The sequence below is a fragment of the Streptomyces sp. NPDC020362 genome, assembly GCF_040642095.1.
Lineage (GTDB): Bacteria > Actinomycetota > Actinomycetes > Streptomycetales > Streptomycetaceae > Streptomyces.
Map to the genome: position 1 here is coordinate 1 of NZ_JBFAET010000120.1, position 21,451 is coordinate 21,451.

Consider the following 21,451-nt stretch of genomic DNA (forward strand, 5'->3'; position numbering starts at 1 on the left):
GGGGGGTCCCCCCCCTCTCGGCTTCGCTCGAGCGGGGGGACCCCCGCCGCCCACCCCCGCCGCCCCAGCGGCACGACTGCCCGCAGCTGGGTACGACAGGGGCTGCTGCCGGGTGGGGGTGGCTCGGGTGGCACGGTTGTCGGCAGTTGGGTACGACGGGGACCGCTGCCGGGTTTGGGTGGCTCCAGTGGCATGAGTGTTTGCGGTTGTGCGGGCCGGCTTCGTTCATCTGCCGTCTCCGGCCCTCAGCTCGTCCACCGAGCCCCGTCTGCCCGTCCACCACGCCTGTAGGCCCGCCACCCCGACTGCCACCACCAGGACCGTGATCGCGGGCAGGGTCAGGGACCAGGGGTCGGGGTGCAGTTCGGTCGTCGTGCGGGGGGAGGGGAGTGTGGGCAGGGCGACGGTGGTCAGGTCGATGCCGGGGGACAGGAGGCGGATGGCTGCCCAGCCGGTCAGGGTGCCGCCGACCGCCGCGAGGAGAGCCTGGGGGAGGGACTCCAGGACGAGCAGGCGGCGGCCCTGCGCGCGGGTGAGGCCCATGGTGCGCAGGCGGGCGAGGAGTGCGGTGCGCTCGGGGGCCGCCCGCAGCAGGGCGAGGAGCAGGGCGAGGACGGCGTAGCCCGCGCCCGCCGCCACGGCCGCCGTGTAGACGTGCTCGGCGCCGGTCTGGAGGGGCGAGTCGGCGTATCGGGACCGCTGCTCGGCCCTTACCCGGACCGCGGCCGAGGCGGTGGCCGCCGCACGACGCAGCGCCCCCGCCCCCACATGGTCGCCGGTCAGCAGCAGTGTCGTCGGGCGGGCGGCCGCCGCGGGGAGCCCTGCGCGGTCGACGACCAGGAAGTCGGCGCTGGGCACCGCCGGGGTACGGTCGCGGACAGCGGTGATCCGGACGGTGACCGAGCTGCCGTCCTCCAGCCGTACGGGGAAGGGGCGTCGGGTGCCGTACGCCCGCGCGACGGAGGGGGAGGCCAGGGCGGAGACGGGCTTCGAGGCCTTCGACTGTCCTGTCGAGAGGGGCTTCGCGGCTTTCAACTGCTCCGTGGAGAAGGGGCCCAGAGCCGTGTGTGCCGACAGCTCGGCGTACGAGGACGGGTCCACGCCCACCAGCGGCACCGTCTCCTCGCCGTCCTCCGGCTTCGCCTCGTACGCGATGCTCACCGCCGCCACCACGTGCACCCCGGGCAGCGCCCGCACCCGCCCGGCCAGGTCCGCGGGCAGCGGGACGGCGGCGTCCACGCGGGCGTCGGCGCCGACCGTGAGCAGGGCCGCGTGGTCCCGGGCGGCGGCCACACCCGTGAGCACCGAACCGCCGAACGCCGCCGTGGTCAGCGCGGTCAGCAGGGCCAGCAGCGGCAGTACCGCGGAGGCCTGTGCACGTGCCGCGCGGGCCAGGGAGAGATGGCCCACGGCCCCGCGCAGCCGCCCGGCCGGGCGGGCCAGCCGGCGCAGCAGCAGGGGGTGGAGGCGGAGCAGCAGCAGCGCTGCGACCACGCCGGTCAACACCGGCGCGGCCGCGACCAGTTGACCGGCCGAAGTGCCGCTCCGGCGCAGGGTGGTCACCGCCCCGGCCGCCAGGACCAGCAGCGTCAGCTCGGCGACCGTACGGCGCCGGGAGGGCCGTAGCGCGGTCAGGTCCTCGCGCGGCCCCGTCACCCGTACCGAGCGGTGGGCGAGCGCGGCGCGCAGTGGGAGGGCGGCGCAGGCGGTGGTGGTGACGGCCAGGGCGGCGGCGACAGCGGGGCCGATGCGGCCGCCGGGCACGAGGAGGAGCGCGGCCGTCAGACCGAGTGCCCCTGCGGGTACGGCGACCACCGCGGTCTCGGCCAGCAGCCGGCCGGCCAGGCCGGGCAGGGAGGTGCCCCGGGCGCGCAGCAGGGCGAGTTCGGTGCGGCGCCGGTCGGCGGCCAGGCCGCCCGCCATGAGCAGGACCACGGCGGCGACCGTGGCGGTGCCGGTCGCGGCCACCGCGACCAGCGGCGAGATGCCGGAGCGCAGGCGGGAGAAGGAGGCGATGATGTCGTCCAGGCCGGTGCCGACGTCGGCGTCCGGGTCGGTGAGGGCGCGGGCGCGCCGCAGGCCGGGGCCGGACTCGAGAGAGGCGACGGCGGACTTCAGGCGGTCCAGGTCGTGGGCGCGCAGCCCGCCGAGGCCGGGCGCGAAGTACCAGTGGCGGGCGGGCTCTCCCCGGGTGCCGAGCAGAGCGGGGGCCGCCTTCTGGGGGAGCAGGAGCGCACCGAGCCAGTATTCCTGCACCGGGCCGGGCACGGGCAGCCGGACGAGCGTGGGCGTGCGCAGCAGCGGGACGGTCGACCAGTACGCGCCGGCCGGGTCCTGCGGGTCGAGGATGCCGGTGACGCGGACGGCGAGCGGGGCGCGGGCGACGCCGGGCACGTGGATGACCGAACCGACCCTGATGTGCAGGGCGTTGGCGGTGGCGGCGGTGACGGCGGCCTCCACCCCGGGCGAACTCGCGTCCACCGGGCCCGAGGTGCGGGGCAGCCGGCCCTCGCGGATGCTCGCGTGCTCGGCCAGGCCGCTTCGTGCGGTCAGCGAGACATGGGCGGGCAGGCCGGTCGGCCGCGGGATCCACGGGTCGGGCACCGCCAGGTCGGTGTCCGTGGCGACACCGTACGAGGACTGGGCGGGGTCGACGGACAGGGGACGGCCGAGGGCCGTGAGCAGCCTCTCGTACTGCCGCCTGAGTACCTCGGGGCGGAGCGTCGTGGCCGGGTCGCCCGAGGTGCTGCCGTAGACCGGCAACGGTGCGCTGACCTGCAGGGTGGTTCGCTCAGGGCGGGCCTGGCGCAGGGTGCGCAGAAGGCCCGCGTCCTCGTAGCGGTCGACCGCGCGCGGGAAGGCGGCCGCCAGGCAGGCGGTCAGCGCGACCAGCAGCGCGAGCGCCACGGCCGCACCGGGCGCGGCCCGCAGCCGGGTCCGCACCCAGGGCGCGACGGGCGGCACCGAACTCACCTCACTCACCTCCCTGTTCACGCAGCGCCCGCGCCGGGTCGGCCCGGCGCAGCGCCGCCACCGCCGACACCACGAGCGGGCCCGCCGCGACGGCCGCGAGCAGCAGCGCCACGCGGCCCGGCGGGAGCCGGACGAGCAGCTCCGGCACGGGCCGGGAGGCCTCGTCGGTCAGCACGATCAACGGCAGGACGCCCCGGGCCAGTACGGTGCCCAGGGCGACCCCGACCGTCAGCGCCAGGCCCACCAGGACGGCCTGCTCGGCGGCGATCGTCCGGGCCAGCCGGCGGCGCGGGGCGCCCAGAGCCCGCAGCACCGCGAACTCCGCGTCCCGCGCGCGCAGCGACCCGGCCGTGCCCACGGCGAAGCCGACCGCGGCGAGGGCCGCCGCCACCACGGCCGCCGCGGCGAACGCGGCCGTGGGGCCCGCGCCGAAGGGGTCGCCGCGCAGCTCGGCGGCGATCTCGTCCCGCACCACCACCTGCCCGGGGTCCACGTCGGGCAGCGCCCGTACCGCGGCGGCCACCCGGGCCGCTTCGCCGGGCGCGGTGCGCAGCCACCACTCGGTGGGTGCGACGCTCTGCCCGTACCGGGCCTGCAACGCGCGGTCGGCGGCGCGCAGATCGAGCAGGACGGCACCGCCGTCGTGGGCACCGGAGTCCGCCGGGGCGCCGGTCGTGGGCAGTGCCCGTACCGAACGGACGAGGCGCACCGGCAGGCTCTGGCCGTCGATCACCACGTCCACGCGCTGCCCGGGGCGGGCGCCCGCCGAGTCCAGGAAGCGGTCGGTCGCGACGGCCCGCACCTCGGGGGGCGCGGGCCGCGCCACCTGGAGCTGGACGGACAGGGTGGCGATCGTCCAGATGTCCGCGTCCGGGAGGTATCCGGTGCGGTAGGAGACGGTCAGCGGGCGGGTGGAGACGACGCGGGGCCGGGTGGGGCTGGTGGCCGGGGTGGTGACGGCGGCGCCGCCGGTCTGCGCGGCCGTGGTCCAGGAGGCGGGCAGCGCGAGCGGGCGCTCGGTCCCGTCGGCCGCCACGGCGGTCAGGTCCCGGACGGTGAGCCGGTGCTGCTCGGCGCGCCCGGCGGGCTGGGTCATGTCCAGCTGGAGTGCGGTGAGGGTCACCGGGCCGGGGGAGGAGGTGAGGTCGAGGGCGAGGGTGTGCGGGCGGCCGTCGGCGGGGAGCTGCCCGAGCGGCAGCTGGTACGGCACCCCGTAGCGGTCCTCCAGCGTGGCCGTGACGTCGGCGGTCGTGCCGGGACCGGTCGAGCTGCGCAGGCTCGCCGTCAGCCGCAGCCGCGCGGTGTGCGCCGGCACGCCGGTCCCGGCCGGGGACTCCTTCGGGGCGAGCGCGGCGATCAGCGGCTTCACCGGTACGTCCGCCAGGTCCGGGCGCATCAGCATCGCCTCCCCCGCGTGCGCGGTGTCCACGGCCAGCACGGTGGCCGTGCGGTCGCCGGACAGCGGCTCGTCCGCACGTACGGCGGGGACGGCCCCGCGTACCTGTGGAAGGGCCGCGTACCGGTCCGTACGGCCGAGACCGCCGTCGCCCGCGGACAGCACCCGCACCGGCGTCCCGGCACGGAAGTCGGCCTGGTCGTCCTGCGAGCGGTCCCAGGAGGACGCCTGCCCCACGGCCAGCATGCCGAGGGCGACGGCGAGCACGAGCAGCAGCACCGGGCCCGCCTGCCGTGCGGTACGGCGGCTGAACTGCCAGCCGGCCAGCGCCATCGGCAGCCCCCGCCCGGCCGCCGCCCCCCGCTCCGCGAGCCGGGCCACCGGCGGCAGCAGCCGTAACGTCAGCACGGTCCCGGCGAGCAGTGCCAGCGCTGGCGCGGACACCAGCAGCGGATCCACTCCGAGGACTCCCGACCGGTCGGCCGCGACACCACCGGAGTCCTGCCGCCGCACCTGCCAGTACGCCACCCCGGCCACGACGAGCAGCCCGAGGTCGGCGCCGGTGCGCAGGACTGCCGAACTCCCTTGCCGCGAGAGGAACTTGAGCCGCCTGCGGCGTGGCTGTTCCGCCTCGGCCCCGGTCGGCGCCGGCACCGCCACCATCAGTGCGCAGCCCAGGGCCGTCGCGGCCGCCGTCAGCCAGACGCCCGGGCTGCCGGCGGGCGGGAGGCGCAGAGGGAGGCCGAGACGGGCCAGGGGGCCGTGGGCGGTCAGGAGGGCGGTGAGGGGGCCGGCGAGCAGGGGCGCGCAGACGGCCGCGGGGAGGGCCAGCAGCAGGGACTCGGCCAGGGCGAAGCCCGCGATCCGGGCGCGCGAGGCGCCACGGGCTCTCAACAACCGGTTCTCGGCCGCCCGTTCGCCGCCCAGCAGCCGGGCCGCCAGCAGCAGCGCGTACCCGGCGAGCAGCACCAGCTGGAGCGCGACGATCAGCAGGGTGGAGCGGGCGACGAGCAGCGAGCGGTCGGCCCGGTCCAGGATCTCCGGCAGCGACGTCGTCGCCGCCGTCGCCCCGCGCAGGGCGCCGGACGAGCGCAGCGCGTCGCTCCCCGCCCGCGCCGCTCCCCTCAGCGCCCCGATCCGCCCGGTCGTCACCGAGCCGAAGCCGGCCGACGCCAGCCAGGCCGTCGGACCGGCGCTCACCCGCCCGCCGGTGAGGACCGACGGATCGGTGAGCAGCGGCCCGTACGTCGTGAAGCCGGACTTCTTCACCCCGCGGCCGAGCAGGTCGTCCAGTTGCCAGTACGGCGCGTCCGTGGCGACGGGGCGGTACAGCCCGCTGATGCGCACCCGGACCGCGTGGCCGCCGAGCCGGTCGACGAGGGTGAGGCGGTCGCCGGGCGCGAGCCCGAGCGGCCGGGCGGCGGCCCGGGGGAGGGCCACCTCGACCTCGTCCGAGGCCGGGCGCGGGAGCCGGCCGGCGGTCGGCCGGACCTGCGTGGGGTCCAGCACCGCGAAGTACGTCAGATCCGGGTCGCCCGCTCGCTCGGCCGGCGGCTGCACGGAGCGGGGCAGCGCGTACGGCCCCGAGCGGCGCAGCGTCCGTACGGTCACCGGCAGCCCGTCGAAGGTCTTCCGGGCGCCCTGCCGTACGGCGGTGTCGGCGGCGGCGCGCTGCCCGGCCGGTACGTCGGCCTTGACGACGAGCGCCGTGGCGGCCGCGTTGCGCGGGGAGTTCAGCACCTGGCGCAGCGCCGCATCGCCGATCGCACCCGAGTACGCCGTGAGCGTCGCCAGTACCGCGGTGGTCAGCAGCACCGTGAGCAGCGCGGAACCGAGCAGCAGCCGGTGTGCCCGCGCGCGTGAGACGACCAACCCCGTCATCCGGCCCCCGTGTCGTCCGGACCTCCGGAATCCTCTCCGGAGCCCCTTCCAGAATCTCTGCCAGATCTTTGGGCGATGCTGGCAGAGGGGGACGGCCGCGGGTAAGCGGTTGTTGACCGGTCTATACCGGATCGTGACCGGATTCCGGCGTGGTGCGACCGGAATCCGGCGTTCAGTTGGTCAGTCGGGTGCGGTCACCCGCGGTGTTCACCCCGAGGTGGTCACTCGGGAGTGTTCACCATCGACTGGGCCGCGTACGTCAGGTAGTTCCACAGCGTGCGCTCGTGGTCCTCGGAGAGTCCCAGCTCGTCGACGGCCGCCCGCATGTGCCTCAGCCAGGCGTCGTGCGCGGCCCGGTCCACGGTGAACGGGGCGTGCCGCATCCGCAGACGGGGGTGGCCGCGGTTGTCGCTGTAGGTGGTGGGGCCTCCCCAGTACTGGATGAGGAACAGGGTCAGCCGCTCCTCGGCCGGGCCCAGGTCCTCCTCCGGGTACATCGGCCGAAGGAGCGGGTCCTCGGCGACGCCCTCGTAGAAACGGTGGACGAGCCGGCGGAAGGTCTCCTCCCCGCCGACCTGCTCGTAGAAGGTCTGCTCCTGAAGCGTGCCGCGCCGAATCTCTCTCACCCGTCCATGGTCTCAGACCGGGTGACCCAGGACTCAAGGCTCAGGTCCGGTCCGTCGGCCCGGGCCGGCAGCCCGTGTTCGACCCTACTGTGGGTGTATGGGCCCCTACGACCCGGAGACCGAGTCACTCGCCGCCGCGGCGCGGTCCGCGCTCGTGCGGGAGATCGGCGCCGAGGGCGTCTGGGACGAGGACCCGGTGTGGCGCGAGGCGTTCGCGGAGGTACCCCGTCATCTGTTCGTGCCCTCCTACTACGTCGGCGTCCAGGGCGGCTACGAACGCCGCTGGGGAGAGAGCCCGGATCCCCGGGCCCGGGAGCGCTGGCTGCACGGCGCCTACGCCGACACCCCGCTGGCCACCCTGCTGCGCGACGGCGAGCTGCTCTCCTCCGCCAGCCAGCCCTCGCTGATGGCGCGGATGCTGGTCGCCCTGGGGGTCGAGGACGGCGACCGGGTCCTGGAGGTGGGCGCCGGCAGCGGCTACAACGCGGCCCTGCTCGCCCACCGGCTCCGCGACGACGATCTCGTCACCACCGTCGACCTGGAACCGGAGATCACCGATGCGGCCCGGCAGCACCTGGCCGCGGCCGGCTACCACCCGGTCGTCGTCACCGGCGACGGCGCCCGTGGGGTGCCCGGGCGCGCCCCGTTCGACCGGATCATCGCCACGTGCACGCTGCCCACGGTGCCCTGGGTCTGGCTCGCCCAGTGCCGTCCGGGGGCCGTCATCCTGACGCCGATGGCCACCGGGCTGCTCGTCCTCACCGTCCGGGACGCCGGGCACGCCGAGGGCCGGTTCCTGCCCTCGCCCGCGTACTTCGTGCCGCTGCGCGGCACGGGCCGGGCGGAACCCGGGGCGGTGTGCCTGGCCGGGCTGCCCGGCGACGCCCGCGGGCAGGAGACGTTCCGTTTCCTGCTGGCCCTGACCCGGGGCAGCCTGGACCCGCAGGAGGCCTACGCGTTGTGGCGGGGCGAGGGCAGGCCGCAGCGCGAGCGGTACGGCGTCACCGCGGGCGGCGAGCAGGTGTGGGCCTGGCTGGACGACCCGGAGGGGCCGTACACCTGGCCCCTCCCCTAGGGCCTCTCCTTCGGATCCTGCCGGGGGCGAAAGGCGCCGTCACCGGAAGCCGGCCCGATCCGGAAGAAAGGCCCTGGCCCTGACCGTTTCCGCCGGACCTGCCTGCTTCCGGCGGGTCAGCCCCGGCGGACGGTGATCGTGGTCCAGGCGCCGACGTGCACCCGGTCGCCGTCCTGCAGCGGCACGGGCACGAACGGCTGGATCGGCTCGTCCGAGCCGTTGACCGTGGTGCCGTTCGTCGAGTTCTGGTCGACGACCGCCCAGGTGCCGTCCGGCTGCTGGACCAGCACGGCGTGCTGGTGCGAGACGCCCGGGTCCTCCGGCGGCACCGACAGGTCGATGTCGGGGGTGTCACCGGTGGAGTGCCGGCGGCGGCCGATGGTGACCTGGTTGCCGGTGAGCGTGCGCTGCTGCTCGGGCGAGTACGCGGGGAGGTTGAGGCCGGTGGCCTCGGGGCCGGAGCGATGCATCATCGCCATGAAGTACTCGCGGTCCGGGCCGATGGTCGCCGTCCAGGTGACCGGCCCCTGCGGGGCCGGCCGGAAGCCGGGTCCGGGAGGGGCCTGCGTGGCGCCGGGCTGCGGATAGCCGTAGCCACCGCCCTGGCCGCCGCCGGGACCTCCGGGACCACCCGGGCCGCCGGCGGGATGGGCGGACGACGGCGGGGAGATCACCCAGTCGTCGTCACCGCCGCCGAAGGACGGGCCGCCGGCCGGGGGCCGGCCGGTCTCCTGCGGGAAGGCGGGCGGCGCGGGCGGGCCCGAGGGCTGGAAGGCCTGCGGGGCACCGCCGGGACCGGCGGACGGGGTCGGCCCGGGCGGCGGCGGAACGGGACGGGAGGGGTCTGCGCCGTAGCCGGAAGGGCCGGGCGCACCGGGACCGCCGAAACCACCGGGACCGGAGGGCTCGTGGCCGAAGGGTGCGGGACCGCCGGGGCCCTGTCCCTGGCCGCCGCCGAAGCCGGACGGGCCGCCGGGACCACCGGGACCGGAGGGCTCACGGCCGAAGGGTGCCGGACCGGAGGGCTCGTGGCCGAAGGGTGCGGGACCGCCCGGGCCCTGTCCCTGCCCGCCGCCGAAGCCCGACGGACCGCCGGGACCACCAGGGCCGCCGGGGCCCTGTCCCTGGCCGCCGCCGAAGCCCGACGGAGGGCCGGGCGGACGCTGCCCGCCGAAGGCACCCGCACCACCCGGGCCGCCCGAGGTGGGCGGCGGGCCGGACGGGCCGCGCTCGCCGGCGAACGGCGTCGGGCCCGACGGCTCGCTGCCGAAGGACGGGATCGGCTCGGCGGGCCGGTTCACCTGAGAGGGCCGCGAGCCGTGGTACTCGAACGCGTCACCGCCGCCGCCGTACGTCGAGCTCGGCGGCTCGAAACGGGGCTGCGGCGGGCGCGGGGCGGCCGGCGTGTACGAGGTGGCGGTGTTGGTCAGGAAGTTCCACCGGCACTCCTCGCAGAACGGCGCGCCGCCCTCACGGGGCGTGCGGCACTGCGGGCACAGCTCCGGCTCGGGCGCACCGGCCGCCTGCGGACGGCCGCCGGGCTGGGCGCCCTGCGGCGGCGGGAAGCCGTAGCCGCCGGCTGTCGGGGGCGGCGGCGGAGGGGGCGGAGGTACGGCACCGGCCATGCGGTGACCGCACACCTCGCACCAGTCGTCGGAACCCGACTGGTGTCCGTTCGGGCAGGTCGGCATGTCGGCGCTTCCCCTTCTCCTGAGGGTCCTCCGGAGGTCCGGATCTCTTCCTGGATGTCTTGCGGTGTCCTGCAGCGTCCTGCGCTGTACTGCAGGGTCACTTCTTTACACGAACAGTCTTTGTGGACCGGGTCTCGAGGGTCATTTCATCGGCCTCCGCGACCTTCGTCTTCAACCGCACAGTACCTGTCGCGGCATCGACCACGTCCACCACCTTCGCAAGCAGTTTCGCAGTATCCGCGTTCCCCGAGGCACTCGCCAGCTGAACAGCGCGCCCCAGTTTGGCCGTTGCGCCATCGAAATCGCCCGCTTTGCGAAGGTCGATCCCCTGCTGGATGACCTGTGCCAGTTCGGCCTGCCCGGTGTAGTGGGCGACCTGCGGGTTGATCGAGGTCGAGGCGGTCATGTCGTCGGTCCACACCGCTCTCACCAGGCCCTGCGCACCGAGGTTCTGCGCCGTGCCTGCCCCGCTCCCGGCTGCGCCCGAGCCGGTGGTGCCCCCAGGCTGCGGCACGACCAGCGACACCCTGGCGGCCAGCATCTCCTGGCCGAGACCGGCCGACGGCACCTCGACGCACAGGTGGTAGTCGCGGGACTCGTCGCCCCAGGAGCCGGTCGGATAGTCCCCGGCACGCGGCCCGGCCTCCGTCCGCCGACCGGTCAACTCCTCCACGGTGGGCGCCACTTGCTTGACGAACCTGATGGTCGTGCCGACCGGTGTCCACACCCGCAGGGCGACGTCGGCGACCTCCTTGCCCATCGCCGTCTCCATCATCTGCGTGAAGTCGGCGGCAAGGCCCGCGGGGTCGGCGACGATGTCGGCGCTGCCGAGCAGCGCGGAGGCGATCCCTGTGACTTCTTTCACTTCCCAGTCGGTGCCCACGCCGCGCGCGTCACAGGTGAACCGCCCGGCGCACTCGTCCAGCGCCGCCCGCAGGTCCTCCGGCGACTCGTGCTCGTTACGGCCGTCGGTGAGCAGGATGCCGTGCCGGATGCCGACGTCCGCCGAGGACAGCAGCCGGTCGGCGAGCCGCAGCCAGGTGCCGATGGCCGTACCGCCGCCCGCGCTGAGCCGGCGCAGTGCCTGCTTGGCCTGCTCGCGGGTGGTGGCGTCGGCGACCGCGAGCCGCCCGCCGCCCGGGTAGACCTCCTTGGCGACATGGGTGCCGCCGATCACCGCGAAGTGCACGCCGTCGCGCAGGGTGTCGATCGCGGCGGCCGTGGCGTCGCGGGCGTTGCGCATCTTGGTCGGCGGGTAGTCCATGGAACCCGAGCAGTCGACCATGATCGCCACCGCGGCGGAGGGGCCGTGGCCCGGCGTGTACACGTGCGACGCGACGGCGCTGCCGATCGTGCCGCCGCCGGTCGCCGTGACCGTGACGATCGCGTTGACCTCGCGGCCGCCCTCCGGCAGGTACTCGTTCTGGTAGACGTCCACCGAGAACTGCGGCACGTTCGGCTTCGAGAAGTTGGCCATGCTTGCTCACATCCCCCTGAAACACCCCGGCCAAGCGGGGCGGCGACGATGACGGACCGGTCCCCTCCGGTTCGTCGAGACTTCCCCGTGTGTGCGGCCTCAGGCCGATCCTGCCCCCTGGGACGGGGCCGGGAACGGCAGGACGGCCACTGTTACGTTGTCGTGGCCCCCGCCGTCCAGGGCGTGCCCGACCAGAACCCGGGCGCTGTGCAGCGGCCGGTCGGCCGCGTCCGGCGGGACGGCCTCGCACATCTCCTCGGCCGTCTCCGCGTAGTTCCACAGGCCGTCGGTGCACACCACCACGACACCGGGCCGGTCGGGCTTGAAGGACGCGGTGTGCGGCTCCAGTTCGTAGGCGTCCGCGCCGAGCCAGCCGGTGATCGCGTGGGCGCGCTCGTCGGCGTACGCCTCGGCCTCGCTCATCAGGCCCGCCGCGACCATCTGCGCGGCCCAGGAGTCGTCCTCGGTCAGCCGGGCCGGGGGCGCGCTGCGGTCCACCGGCACCCAGTAGGCGCGGCTGTCGCCGACCCAGCCGACCACCAGCAGCCCCGAGGTGACCACCGCGCCGACGATGGTGCAGGCCGGGGCGTTCTGGTGCGGGGCCTGCTCGCCGGCCGAAGCGGGCTCCTCGGCCAGGGCGTTGACGGCCTGCGCGGCGGCGACGATCGCCTCGTGCAACGCCGTCTGCGGGTGCGTGCCGCGAGGCAGGGCGGCCAGCAGGGTGTCACCGGCCGCCTGCGAGGCGGCCGTCGAGGCCTCGTCCGGGCGGGTCGCCGAGGACACCCCGTCGCACACGATCGCGAGGGAGGCCGGCGATCCGTCGGGCAGTACGGTGTGGCCGACGGTGAAGGCGTCCTCGTTGCGGTGATGGCGCAGCCCGCGGTCGCTGACCGCGGCGACCGGGCCCGACTCCCGCTCCATGTGGTCGCGTTCGCGGGGCTGGGCGTGCCCGCAGTTCTCGCAATAGCCGTCGCTGTCCACCCGGCCCGCCCGGCAGGCCACGCAGACCTTCGCGGGATCGTCCGGGCCGGAGGGGCCGTCCGGGCCGTCCGGGCCGTCCGGTGCGGCAGGAGCGGCCGCCCGCGGGTCCGGTGCCTGCAGCGGGTAGTCGTCGGGCTCGTCGGGCCGGTCGAAGCGCACACCGCGCGCGGCCGACTCCTCGGAGTGCAGCGGCTTGCCGCCCGAGTCGGTGCCCGGCAGGTCCGTCGGCAGATGCGCCGAGGGCGGGGTGCCGCCGGAGCCGCCCGGCTCGGGGGCGGGCCAGTCGACGCCGTCCCCGGGCGCCGGGGAACCGGTCATGGTCAGCGTCGGATGGTCCTGCGGCGGGGCGGGCACCACCGAAAGGTCGTATCCGCACGCGCCGCAGAAGAGGTCACCCGACTCGAGCGGCTCCGCGCAGCTCGGGCACTTCGACAGTGCGGCCTGCTGGGGCATCTGCGACATCAACTACACCCACGTCCGGGGGCGGTAACGGTTCGCCCGTTCCACCAGTTCGATCCTCTCCTCGCCGCCGGGCGCCAGCCGGGCCAGCGTGCGGTACGAGCGCTCCAGGCCGAAGCGGAGACCCCGCTCGTCCAGACCGCTGCCCAGCAGCTCCCGTCCACCGGTGGCGGGCCGGTCGCTGCCCTGGCCTCCGGAGAGTATCCAGTCCAGCGCGCTGCCGAGCACTTCCGCCGACAACTGCTCGCGCCGGGCCGGGTCCAGACCGTACGCCTGCAATGCCTCGACCTGGCCTGCGGCGGCGCTCAGATCGTCCGCGAACGCCAGGTCACCGGCGGTCGGCGTGCGCTGTCTGAGCCGGGCCCGCACGGCGGCGACCCGGGCGGCCGTGTAGTGGATGGACGACTCCGGCACCGACTCCAGCGTGCGCACGGCGGCCCGCCGGTCCCCGGCCGCGAGCTGCACCCGGGCAAGCCCGAAGGCGGCGCTCACGAAGCTCGGGTCGGTCGACCAGACCAGGCCGTAGTACTCGGCGGCGTTGTCCAGCTGGCCCAGCACCTCCGCGCACAGGCCGAGCGCCAGCTTGGGCGCGGCCTCGCCCGGGAAGGCGTCGTAGATCGCGTCGAAGGAGAGCGCGGCGCCCTCGAAGTCGCCGGTGACCAGGGCGGCCACGCCCCGGTACCACACCACTCGCCAGTCGTCGGGCCGCTCCTCCTCCAGCTTGGTGAGGGACATCAGCGCGGCCTCGTGGTCGCCGCTCTCCAGCCGGGCGCGGATCTGCCGCAGCCGGGTCTCCACGGTCCGTACCGGCGCCGCGTCCAGCGCGCTGATCAGCTCGGCCGGCGCGGACGCCATCAGCCCCGCCAGGAAGCCCGCGTTGGGGTCGCCCGGATCGACCAGCGGGACGGGCAGGGCGAGGGCGGCGGCCAGGGTGTCGACGGGCTTGACGAGGGACGCCGGGGGAAGCGCGGGTGCGGTGGGAGTGCCGCCTCGGGCCGGCCGTGCACCCAGCTGCGACACGTCGCCGTCCAGCTTCGGGAACAACTCCGTGTCGGTGACCTTCACTTCGGGCCCGAACAGCGTTGACAGCGCGGGCCGCGCGTGACCGGTCTGCAGCGAGACGACCTCCCGGAGCACACCGGTCAGCTGCTCGGACATCTCCTGCGCGGAGGCGAAGCGGCGGGCCGGGTCGGGGTCGGTGGCGCGGACCAGGAGCCGGTAGAAGGACTCGTAGCGGCGGAAGACCTCGATGTTGTCCGGGTCGGGCAGGGAGTCCAGGAAGACGTTCGTGTAGCCCTGGAAGTCGAAGGTGAGCACCGCGAGGGTACGGCCCACCGTGTACAGGTCGCTCGCCACCGACGGGCCGACCTCGGCCACCTCGGGCGCCTGGTAGCCCACCGTGCCGTAGATCGCCGACTCGTCGTCGTCCATGCGGCGCACCGCGCCCATGTCGATCAGCTTGAGCTGGTCCTCGGTCTGGATGGCGTTGTCGACCTTGAAGTCGCAGTACAGCAGGTTGCGGCTGTGCAGGTGACCGAGTGCCTCCAGGGCCTCGATGCCGTACGCGCACGCCTGCTCCACCGGCAGCGGATCCCGGCGTCCGTCCGGGGTGCGGCGGTCGTTGGCGATCTCCTTGAGCGACTTGCCGCCGACGTACTCCATGACGATGTAGCCGTCGAGGGAGCCGGTGCGCTGGTCGAGGTGCTCCACGAAGTTGTAGATGCGCACGATGTTGGCGTGCTCGATCTCCGCGAGGAACCGCCGCTCGGAGATCGCCGCCGCCATGGCGTCCTGGTCGCCGGTGTCCAGCAGACCCTTGAGCACCACCCACCGGTCCGAGACCGCCCGGTCCACGGCGAGGTAGACCCAGCCCAGGCCGCCGTGCGCGAGACAGCCCGCGACCTCGTACTGGCCGTGCACGATGTCCCCGGCCTTCAGCTTCGGTACGAAGGAGTACGGGTGTCCGCACTTGGTGCAGAACCCCTCCGTGCGTCCCGGCATCTCCCCCCGGGCCCGGCCGACGGGAGCCCCGCAGTCGGACCGTGAGCAGAACCGCTTCCGCTCGGGCACCTCCGGGTTCTCCAGCACCATCGCGCGCGGGTCGGGCCGCGGCACCTGAGGCACCGTGACCAGCCCGGCGCCGAGCCGGCCGCGCGTGGAGGCGCCCGAGGACGAACCGGAGCTGCGCACCGACACCGAGCGGCCGCTGGACCTGCCCGACAGGGAGCGGGACAGCCGTCCCGAGACCGAGCGCCGTGACCTGGACGACTGGGAGGAGGTGCGCGCACTGCGCGAACTGCCGCTGCTCGCCGACCCCTTGCCGCCCCCGGTGATCCCGGTGGGCGACGAGCCGACCATGCCGCCCGCGGAGACCACGGGCGCGAGGCCGCAGGTGTCGCAGTACAGCTCACCGCCGCCGACGTCCTCGTACGCCCCCTCGCAGCCCGGCCGCTGGCACGTCTGCTGTGCCTGACTCATGACGACTCACTCCTACGGTCTTCGGGCCCGCCCTGGTGGGGAACTCTCGGGGCGCCGAGCTGTTCGGCGGCCGCCTGCTGGTAGCGCAGCACGGCCTGTTCGGCCACCCGCAGGTCGCAGGGCGCGCTCCACAGCATGCGCCGGGCCGCGTCGTACCGCTCGACCAGCAGCGGGTCCTCGGCGAGCCCGTGCCGGGCGACCTTCGCCTTGTACGCGTCGAGCCGGCCGCGCAGCTCGGCGCGGACCGCGAGCGGCGCGGTGACCGCCGTCAACGACTCGCGGGCGCGCAGCAGTTCGTCCTCCGCCTTCTGCTCCAGGGACTCCAGCAGCGGGGACAGCCGGTGCCACTGCGCCTGCCGCCGGTACTCGGCGGCCGTCGCCAGCTGCTCCTGCAGGGCGGTCGGCGGGCCGCTGACCACCGGCACCTCGGTCGCCGCGATCTTCGCCAGCACCTCACCGCGCGCGGTGCGCGCCTCGGCGAGGGTGCGGTCGGCGCGGGAGAGCACGTCCCGCAGCCGGATCAGCCGTGTCTCCGCGTCCTGGCGGACCGTCAGCACGGCGTCGATCTCCCGCCGCACGTCCTCCAGGGCACGCGCCTCACGGTCGTACACCGTGGTGTCCGGCCGGCCGCCGCCGGGCGCCGAACTGCCCGCGGCCGGCACCCAGAAGGCGAGCGGGTCCGAGATCACCTCCGCGCGCAGCCTGGTCAGCGTGCGGGTGATGCGCTCCAGGTCGTCGCCCGCCGGGTGCTCCCCGGGGCGCACGCCGACGGAGTGCGCGAGCGTGCGGGTGCGCTGCAGCTCCGCGGCGAGCAGATCGATCCGCGCGGGCAACGCCGACCAGACCCCGTCGGCGGTGACCACCATGTCCAGCGAGGACGCGTACAGCTCGTTCATCCGCTCGACCAGGGTGCTCAGCGAGAAGCTCTCGCTGAGCCTTCCGGCCGCCGTGGGGACGGCGCCACCGGGCACGGTGACGGACGCGCCGCGCAGCAGCTCGGTCAGCTCCACCAGGTCCTCGCGGCTGGACCAGCGGCGCCGGGCGCGGATCTCCCGGGCGGAGCGCAGCGCGGCCGTGTACGCGTCGAAGTACGCCCACAGCAGGGTGATCGACGCCTCGGCGGCCTTCCAGCGCTCCTCGGTGACGCCGGTCAGGGCGGCACCCTCGAGGAGTCTGCGGCCCGCGTGGTCCTGCAGCGCGAGCAGGGAGGTCTCGATCGCCTCGTGCTCCTGGCCGAGCCGCGCCAGCGCACGGTCCACCTCGTCCCGGTCCATCACCGGCCCGGCGGGGTCCGTGACGCCCATCGATCACCTCTCGCTGCTGTGTGGTTGGCCTGGGACGGGGATGGGGTCGGGACGGGGGTCAGCTCGTGCGCAGATAGCGGGGCGCGGGCGGCTTGGACGGTCCCGAGTCCTTTCCCAGTGTGGCCGACAACCAGGTGTCGTACGACGCCTGCCAGCCGTTCGAGCGGTAGTCCACGAGGATGCGGTTGACGCGGCGTACCAGATCGGAGGCGTCCTTCTTCATCGCCACGCCGTAGTACTCGGTGGTGAACGCCTCGCCCTTCAGCTCGACCGTCGGGTCCTGGGCGGCCTGGCTCGCGGCGAGCGCGCCGTCGGTGACCACCGCGTCGACCTCGCCGAGCTGGAGCCGGACCAGGCAGTCGAGCTGGTTCGGGACGGTGGTGGAGATGTCGGTCGAGGAGGGCAGGCTGCTCCTGTCCCGGTCCGCCTTGAGTTTTCCGTAGGCGGTGGAACCGGAGGCCGTGCAGATCCTCTTGTGTGCGAGGGTGTCGTTGTAGCCCGTGACGGAGGACGACTTGGGCGCGAGCACCTGCTGCCCGGTCTTGAAGTAGGGGGCGGAGAAGGCGACATCGTCGAGCCGCTGGCAGGTGATGGTCATCGTGCGCACGACCATGTCGACCCGGCCGTCCTGGATCGCGGAGATGCGCTGGCTGGTCGGGATGGCCTTGAACTGCACCGCGTCCGGGTCACCGAGGATGTCCTGGGCGATCCGGTGGACGAGGTCGATGTCGAAGCCCTCCAGCTGCGCACCCTCGGTGTTCGGGTTGCGGTAGCCCCAGTGGTAGCTGTTCTGGTCGACGCCGACGACCAGTTTGCGCCTGGCGCCCGTGCGGGCCTTGATGGCGTCGATGGTGGGGCCGTCGGCGCCGGACGGCGACAGCGTCCGGTCCTGCGCGTCGGAGTCCTTGCAGGAGTCGGCGCGCGCCTGGCTGCCGTTCGCCACTCCCGGGCCGGACGTGTTCGCGGTCTGCCGGGCCGCCTGGGTCTGCGGCAGCAGCAGGACGAACGCCATCGCGAGCGCGCACAGCACCGCCATCGCGCCGACCCCGCCCCAGCCTCTCAGGGAGGCCCGTGCACGTGCTGCGTACATCGTCCTGCCCCCTGTCACCGGTACTCCGAAAGCCTGCGCCCTATGCCGGCGACCGCGCCCGCGGCGCCGAGCACCGCCAGGACGGCGGCACCGACGGGCAGCCCGGTCATCGCGTCCCGCCCGTCCCCGGCGGCCTGCTGGAACTCGGCCTGCTCGTGGTCGATGGCCCGGCGGAGATTGTGGTCGACGCTGTCGAAGCACTCACCGGTCGCGCCCTCGGCACCGATCACCTTGTCCAGCGCCTGCTGGTAGTTGCCGTTCTCGTCCTCGGTGCGGGCCGAGGCGTGCCGCTGCTTCCACACCGTCATGTTGCCCTCGGCCGCCTTGACCGGCTTGGTGCCCGACTGGTCGTCGGCGAGCTTCTCGGCCTCGGTCAGGCCCTTGCCGAGCGCGGCCATGTCCGTGTCGAAGGCGTAGTAGTACGCGTCGTACTGCCGGCCGCCGACCGTGACGGTCTCGGCGCCGCGCGCCACCAGGCTCAGGTTCTCGTTGCCGCGGGCCTTCAGGGAGGCGATCCGGGCGTCGTGCAGGTAGTTCAGCGAACGGACGCCGTGCTGGTACGAGCCGTTGAGGCCGGAGCGTGCGACCGCATGCCCGACGACCAGCCACAGCAGGACCACCGCGGTGGCGGTGGTGGCGGCCACCAGGCCGTGGTTGAGCACGCGGTTGGTGCGCCGGTAGGTGCGGTGCTGGGCCGAGCCGAGGGCGGCCAGGGCGAGCACGCCGAGCGCGATGGCCGCCCAGGGATACGGCGTCGCGTCCCCGTAGTCGGCGTCCAGCCGCTGGTTCTCCTTGGTGTAGAGGTCCTCCGCCGCCGGGAGCATCTGCTTCTGCATCTTGTCGTTCGCGTAGCGCAGATACGCGCCGCCGACGGGATATCCCTGCCGGTTGTAGGTGCGGGCGCGCTCGATCAGCCCCTTGTACTCGGGCAGCAGCCCGTTCAGCTTGCTGATCGTCGCTTCGGAGGGCGAGCCGGGAGCCGCGTTGGCGGCGGCCGTGACGAGCCCGGCGGCGGCCGTCCGGATGTCCTGCTCGTACCGGGTACGGGAGTCCGCGCTCTCCTGCCCGCCGGCCAGGAAGCCGCTGGAGGCGGCCGTGTTGGCGTCCGCCAGGGAACGGTAGATGTCGGCGGCGCCCGAGCTGAGCGGCTGGCTGCTGTGCAGCACGTCGTCGGCGGCGGCAGCCCGCTCGGAGGTCTGCCAGGCGGTGACCGCCCCGAACGCGACGACGAGCAGGGCGAGCACGGCTCCGATGAGCCGCAGCCGCCCCGGCTCGGTGGTCGCGGCGGCACGCAGCCGGTCGGCGCCCTCGGCGAAGGCGGTGCGGCGGGTGGGCGGCGCGGGGGAGGCGGGGGAGACGGCCGGGGGGACCGGCGCGCGGCCGGGCTGGGCGGGGACCGTGGGCACGGCGGGGCCGACCGGTGGTGCCGCGCTGCTCGTCGGCGGGTGTGTCACTTGACCTCCCCCATGGTCATCCGTTCGCCGCCAAGTATCGCCGCCCGGACCGGCATCCGCACCGGCCTTCACTCGATCTTGATCGGATCGCAGCGCAACCTACGGCGCGAGGGGCGTGGCGCACCACCCCCCGGTGAGGAACACGCCGGTTGCGGGTGATCGGTTCCCCGGGCGGCGCACCGCGGGGGCCGAGGCACGTACGGCGCCTCGGCCCCCGCAGACTACTCGGCCCCCTGCCCGGGCCTCACTCGGCGGTCCGGCCGTCGGTGCGGGCGGGGCCGGTCCGGGCGAGGCGGACACCGGCGCCGAACGGCTCACGCCTCTTCTCCCAGTGGCCGCGCGCCCGTTCCTGCGCCTGCACGCCCGCCCCCAGCCGGTCCAGGCCCAGCAGGGCCGCCCCCAGCACCGGGCCCGCCGACACCACCCGGACGTCCGCCTTCGGGGCGCGGGCGGCCAGCAGGGCGCGGATGCCGTCATCGAGCTGGGGATGGCCCGCGGTCAGGACACTGCCGCCGAGCAGGACCGGGGTCTCCTCGGCGAGCAGGTCCAGCCGGGTCAGGGCCACCGTGGCCATCGTCGTCACCTCCTCGGCCAGCCGGTCCACGACCGAGCGCGCCACGGCGTCGCCCTGCGCGGCCGTCTCGAAGAGGACCGGAGTCAGTTCGTGCCGGCGGTCGTTCTCCACGTGTTCCAGGTGCAGTGCCTCGATCAGCGCGTACATGGACGGCAGGCCGAAGTGGGCGGGCAGGGTGCGGGCCAGGGCGGTCGGCTCGCCGCGGCCGTCCTCCGCGCGGGCCGCGTGCCACAGCGCCTCCTCCGCCAGGGCCCAGCCGCCGCCCCAGTCGCCGGAGATACGGCCTACCGCGGGGAAGCGGGCGGTGCGGCCGTCGGGGCGCATGCCGACGCAGTTGATGCCGGCGCCGCACACCACGGCGACGCCCCGGGGCTCGGCCACGCCCGCCCGCAGGATCGCGAAGGTGTCGTTGCGCACCTCCACCGACGCGCCCCACGCGCGCGCGTGCAGTGCGGCCGCCAACTGCTCCTCCTCCACCGGCAGATCCGCGTTGGCCAGACAGGCCGAGACATGCGAGACGGAGCCGACGCCCGCGTCCGCGAAGGCCCGCGCCACCGGGGCGGCCAGGGCCTCCACGGCCGCCGCCACACCCACCGCGGGCGGGCGGAAGCCACCGCCGCGGGCCGTGGCCAGCACCTCCCCGGCGGCGGTGACCACGGCCACGTCGGTCTTGCTGTTGCCCGCGTCGATGGCGAGGACACGCGCGGTGTCAGGTGCGGTCAGACCCACGCGAGGTGCTCCCGGTTGTGCGCGACCAGCCGGTCGGTGAGGGCGTCGGCGTACGCGTACTGGCCGATCAACGGGTGCGCCAGGAGGGCCCGGAAGACCCGGTCCCGGCCGCCGCGCAGGGCCGCCTCCAGAGCCAGCTCCTCGTAGGCGGTCACGTTCGCCACCAGACCCGCGTACAGGGGGTCCAGCTCGGGCACCGGCAGCGGCACGGGTCCCGCCGGGCCCACCGCCGCCTGCACCTCGATCACCGCGTCGTCCGGCAGGAAGTGCAGCGTGCCCCTGTTGAGCGTGTTCACCACCTGGTACGGGCTTCCGGCTCCGCGCAGCAGGGCCGCCGCCAGGTCCACCGCCGCCTCCGAGTAGAAGGCGCCGCCCCGCTTGGCGAGCAGCTCCGGCTTCTCGTCCAGGGACGGATCGCCGTACATCGCCAGCAGCCGGCGTTCCATCGCCGCGACCTCCGCCGCCCGGGACGGCTTGGTGCCCAGTTCCCGTACGACCTCGTCGTGGGCGTAGTAGTAGCGCAGGTAGTACGAGGGGACCACGCCGAGGCGGTCCAGGAGGGGGCGCGGCAGGCGCAGGTCGTCGGCGACGGCGTCGCCGTGCTCGGCCAGCAGCTTGGGCAGGACGTTCGCGCCCTCGGGGCCGCCGAGGCGTACCCCCGTCTCCCAGGTGAGGTGGTTCAGGCCGACGTGGTCGAGGTGGACGTCCTTCGGGTCGGTGCCCAGCAGCGCCGCGAACTTGCGCTGCAGGCCGATCGCCACGTTGCACAGGCCCACCGCCCGGTGGCCCGCCTGGAGCAGGGCGCGGGTGACGATGCCGACCGGGTTGGTGAAGTCGATGATCCAGGCACGGGGGTTGGCGCGGCGGACGCGTTCGGCGATGTCGAGGACGACGGGGACCGTGCGCAGCGCCTTGGCCAGGCCCCCCGCGCCGGTCGTCTCCTGGCCGATGCAGCCGCACTCCAGCGGCCAGGTCTCGTCCTGTTCGCGGGCCGCCTGCCCGCCGACACGGAGCTGGAGCAGTACGGCGTCGGCGCCGTCGACCCCCGCGTCCAGGTCGCCGGTCGTGACGATCCGGCCGGGGTGAGCCTGCCTGGCGAAGATGCGGCGGGCCAGGCCGCCCACCAGCTCCAGGCGTTCGGCGGCCGGATCCACCAGCACGAGTTCCTCGATGGGCAGGGTGTCCCTGAGTCGCGCGAAGCCGTCGATGAGTTCGGGGGTGTAGGTCGAGCCTCCGCCGACCACGGTGAGTTTCATACAGAGA

13 protein-coding genes are annotated in these 21,451 nt (G+C 74.8%); 1 reads left to right on the forward strand and 12 read right to left on the reverse strand.

All coding sequences use genetic code 11. The features are described 5' to 3' along the window. Positions 1–225: 225 nt before the first annotated feature. From AB0H32_RS31805 to AB0H32_RS31815, 3 genes are all read right to left on the reverse strand, one after another. Positions 226–2,973: an FtsX-like permease family protein gene (locus AB0H32_RS31805; protein WP_361127636.1), complete on the reverse strand. Its 2,748-nt coding sequence runs from the start codon at positions 2,971–2,973 to the stop codon at positions 226–228. A 1-nt stretch (position 2,974) separates the two neighbouring features. Next, complete coding sequence (locus AB0H32_RS31810) at positions 2,975–6,250, reverse strand: ABC transporter permease (protein ID WP_361127639.1); 3,276 nt, start codon at positions 6,248–6,250, stop codon at positions 2,975–2,977. 221 nt (positions 6,251–6,471) lie between these two features. Next, the gene (locus AB0H32_RS31815) at positions 6,472–6,876 is read right to left on the reverse strand and encodes a globin (RefSeq protein ID WP_361127642.1); all 405 of its coding nucleotides are present in this window, start codon (positions 6,874–6,876) and stop codon (positions 6,472–6,474) included. A gap of 97 nt (positions 6,877–6,973) precedes the next feature. On the opposite strand from AB0H32_RS31815, the gene AB0H32_RS31820 reads away from it, so the two are divergent. After that, complete coding sequence (locus AB0H32_RS31820; RefSeq protein WP_361127645.1) at positions 6,974–7,951, forward strand: methyltransferase domain-containing protein; 978 nt, start codon at positions 6,974–6,976, stop codon at positions 7,949–7,951. A 116-nt stretch (positions 7,952–8,067) separates the two neighbouring features. Here the strand turns inward: AB0H32_RS31820 and AB0H32_RS31825 are convergent, their stop codons facing one another. From AB0H32_RS31825 to AB0H32_RS31865, 9 genes are all read right to left on the reverse strand, one after another. Next, complete coding sequence (locus AB0H32_RS31825) at positions 8,068–9,642, reverse strand: FHA domain-containing protein (RefSeq protein WP_361127648.1); 1,575 nt, start codon at positions 9,640–9,642, stop codon at positions 8,068–8,070. A gap of 97 nt (positions 9,643–9,739) precedes the next feature. Further along, positions 9,740–11,119 (reverse strand): VWA domain-containing protein, encoded by a 1,380-nt coding sequence (locus tag AB0H32_RS31830; RefSeq protein ID WP_361127651.1) that lies wholly within the window; start codon positions 11,117–11,119, stop codon positions 9,740–9,742. A 99-nt stretch (positions 11,120–11,218) separates the two neighbouring features. Continuing rightward, the gene (locus tag AB0H32_RS31835) at positions 11,219–12,562 is read right to left on the reverse strand and encodes a PP2C family serine/threonine-protein phosphatase (RefSeq protein ID WP_361127654.1); all 1,344 of its coding nucleotides are present in this window, start codon (positions 12,560–12,562) and stop codon (positions 11,219–11,221) included. 3 nt (positions 12,563–12,565) lie between these two features. Next, entirely contained in the window at positions 12,566–15,037 is a 2,472-nt protein-coding gene (locus AB0H32_RS31840) for a tetratricopeptide repeat protein (RefSeq protein WP_361127657.1), read from the reverse strand. Then, positions 15,034–16,341, reverse strand: coding sequence for a hypothetical protein (locus AB0H32_RS31845; protein WP_361127660.1), 1,308 nt, complete (start codon positions 16,339–16,341; stop codon positions 15,034–15,036). The genes AB0H32_RS31840 and AB0H32_RS31845 overlap by 4 nt, the downstream gene beginning before the upstream one ends. 58 nt (positions 16,342–16,399) lie before the next feature. Then, positions 16,400–17,431 (reverse strand): glutamate ABC transporter substrate-binding protein, encoded by a 1,032-nt coding sequence (locus AB0H32_RS31850; protein ID WP_361127663.1) that lies wholly within the window; start codon positions 17,429–17,431, stop codon positions 16,400–16,402. Between the two features lie 14 nt (positions 17,432–17,445). Beyond that, positions 17,446–18,885 carry a hypothetical protein gene (locus AB0H32_RS31855; protein WP_361127666.1) on the reverse strand — a complete coding sequence of 480 codons (1,440 nt, stop codon included), beginning with the start codon at positions 18,883–18,885 and terminating at the stop codon, positions 17,446–17,448. 244 nt (positions 18,886–19,129) lie between these two features. Next, a complete protein-coding gene (locus AB0H32_RS31860) occupies positions 19,130–20,188 on the reverse strand; it encodes a BadF/BadG/BcrA/BcrD ATPase family protein (RefSeq protein ID WP_361127668.1) in 1,059 nt (352 codons plus the stop codon). Beyond that, the gene (locus AB0H32_RS31865; RefSeq protein ID WP_361127671.1) at positions 20,179–21,444 is read right to left on the reverse strand and encodes a 6-phospho-beta-glucosidase; all 1,266 of its coding nucleotides are present in this window, start codon (positions 21,442–21,444) and stop codon (positions 20,179–20,181) included. The genes AB0H32_RS31860 and AB0H32_RS31865 overlap by 10 nt, the downstream gene beginning before the upstream one ends. Between the last annotated feature and the right edge of the window lie 7 nt (positions 21,445–21,451).

Coding starts and splice junctions, on each gene's coding strand:
- AB0H32_RS31845 (WP_361127660.1), bottom strand. CDS start 16,341: ATGGGCGTCACGGACCCCGCCGGGCCGGTGATGGACCGGGACGAGGTG.
- AB0H32_RS31830 (WP_361127651.1), bottom strand. CDS start 11,119: ATGGCCAACTTCTCGAAGCCGAACGTGCCGCAGTTCTCGGTGGACGTC.
- AB0H32_RS31820 (WP_361127645.1), top strand. CDS start 6,974: ATGGGCCCCTACGACCCGGAGACCGAGTCACTCGCCGCCGCGGCGCGG.
- AB0H32_RS31825 (WP_361127648.1), bottom strand. CDS start 9,642: ATGCCGACCTGCCCGAACGGACACCAGTCGGGTTCCGACGACTGGTGC.
- AB0H32_RS31810 (WP_361127639.1), bottom strand. CDS start 6,250: ATGACGGGGTTGGTCGTCTCACGCGCGCGGGCACACCGGCTGCTGCTC.
- AB0H32_RS31840 (WP_361127657.1), bottom strand. CDS start 15,037: ATGAGTCAGGCACAGCAGACGTGCCAGCGGCCGGGCTGCGAGGGGGCG.
- AB0H32_RS31865 (WP_361127671.1), bottom strand. CDS start 21,444: ATGAAACTCACCGTGGTCGGCGGAGGCTCGACCTACACCCCCGAACTC.
- AB0H32_RS31850 (WP_361127663.1), bottom strand. CDS start 17,431: ATGTACGCAGCACGTGCACGGGCCTCCCTGAGAGGCTGGGGCGGGGTC.
- AB0H32_RS31835 (WP_361127654.1), bottom strand. CDS start 12,562: ATGTCGCAGATGCCCCAGCAGGCCGCACTGTCGAAGTGCCCGAGCTGC.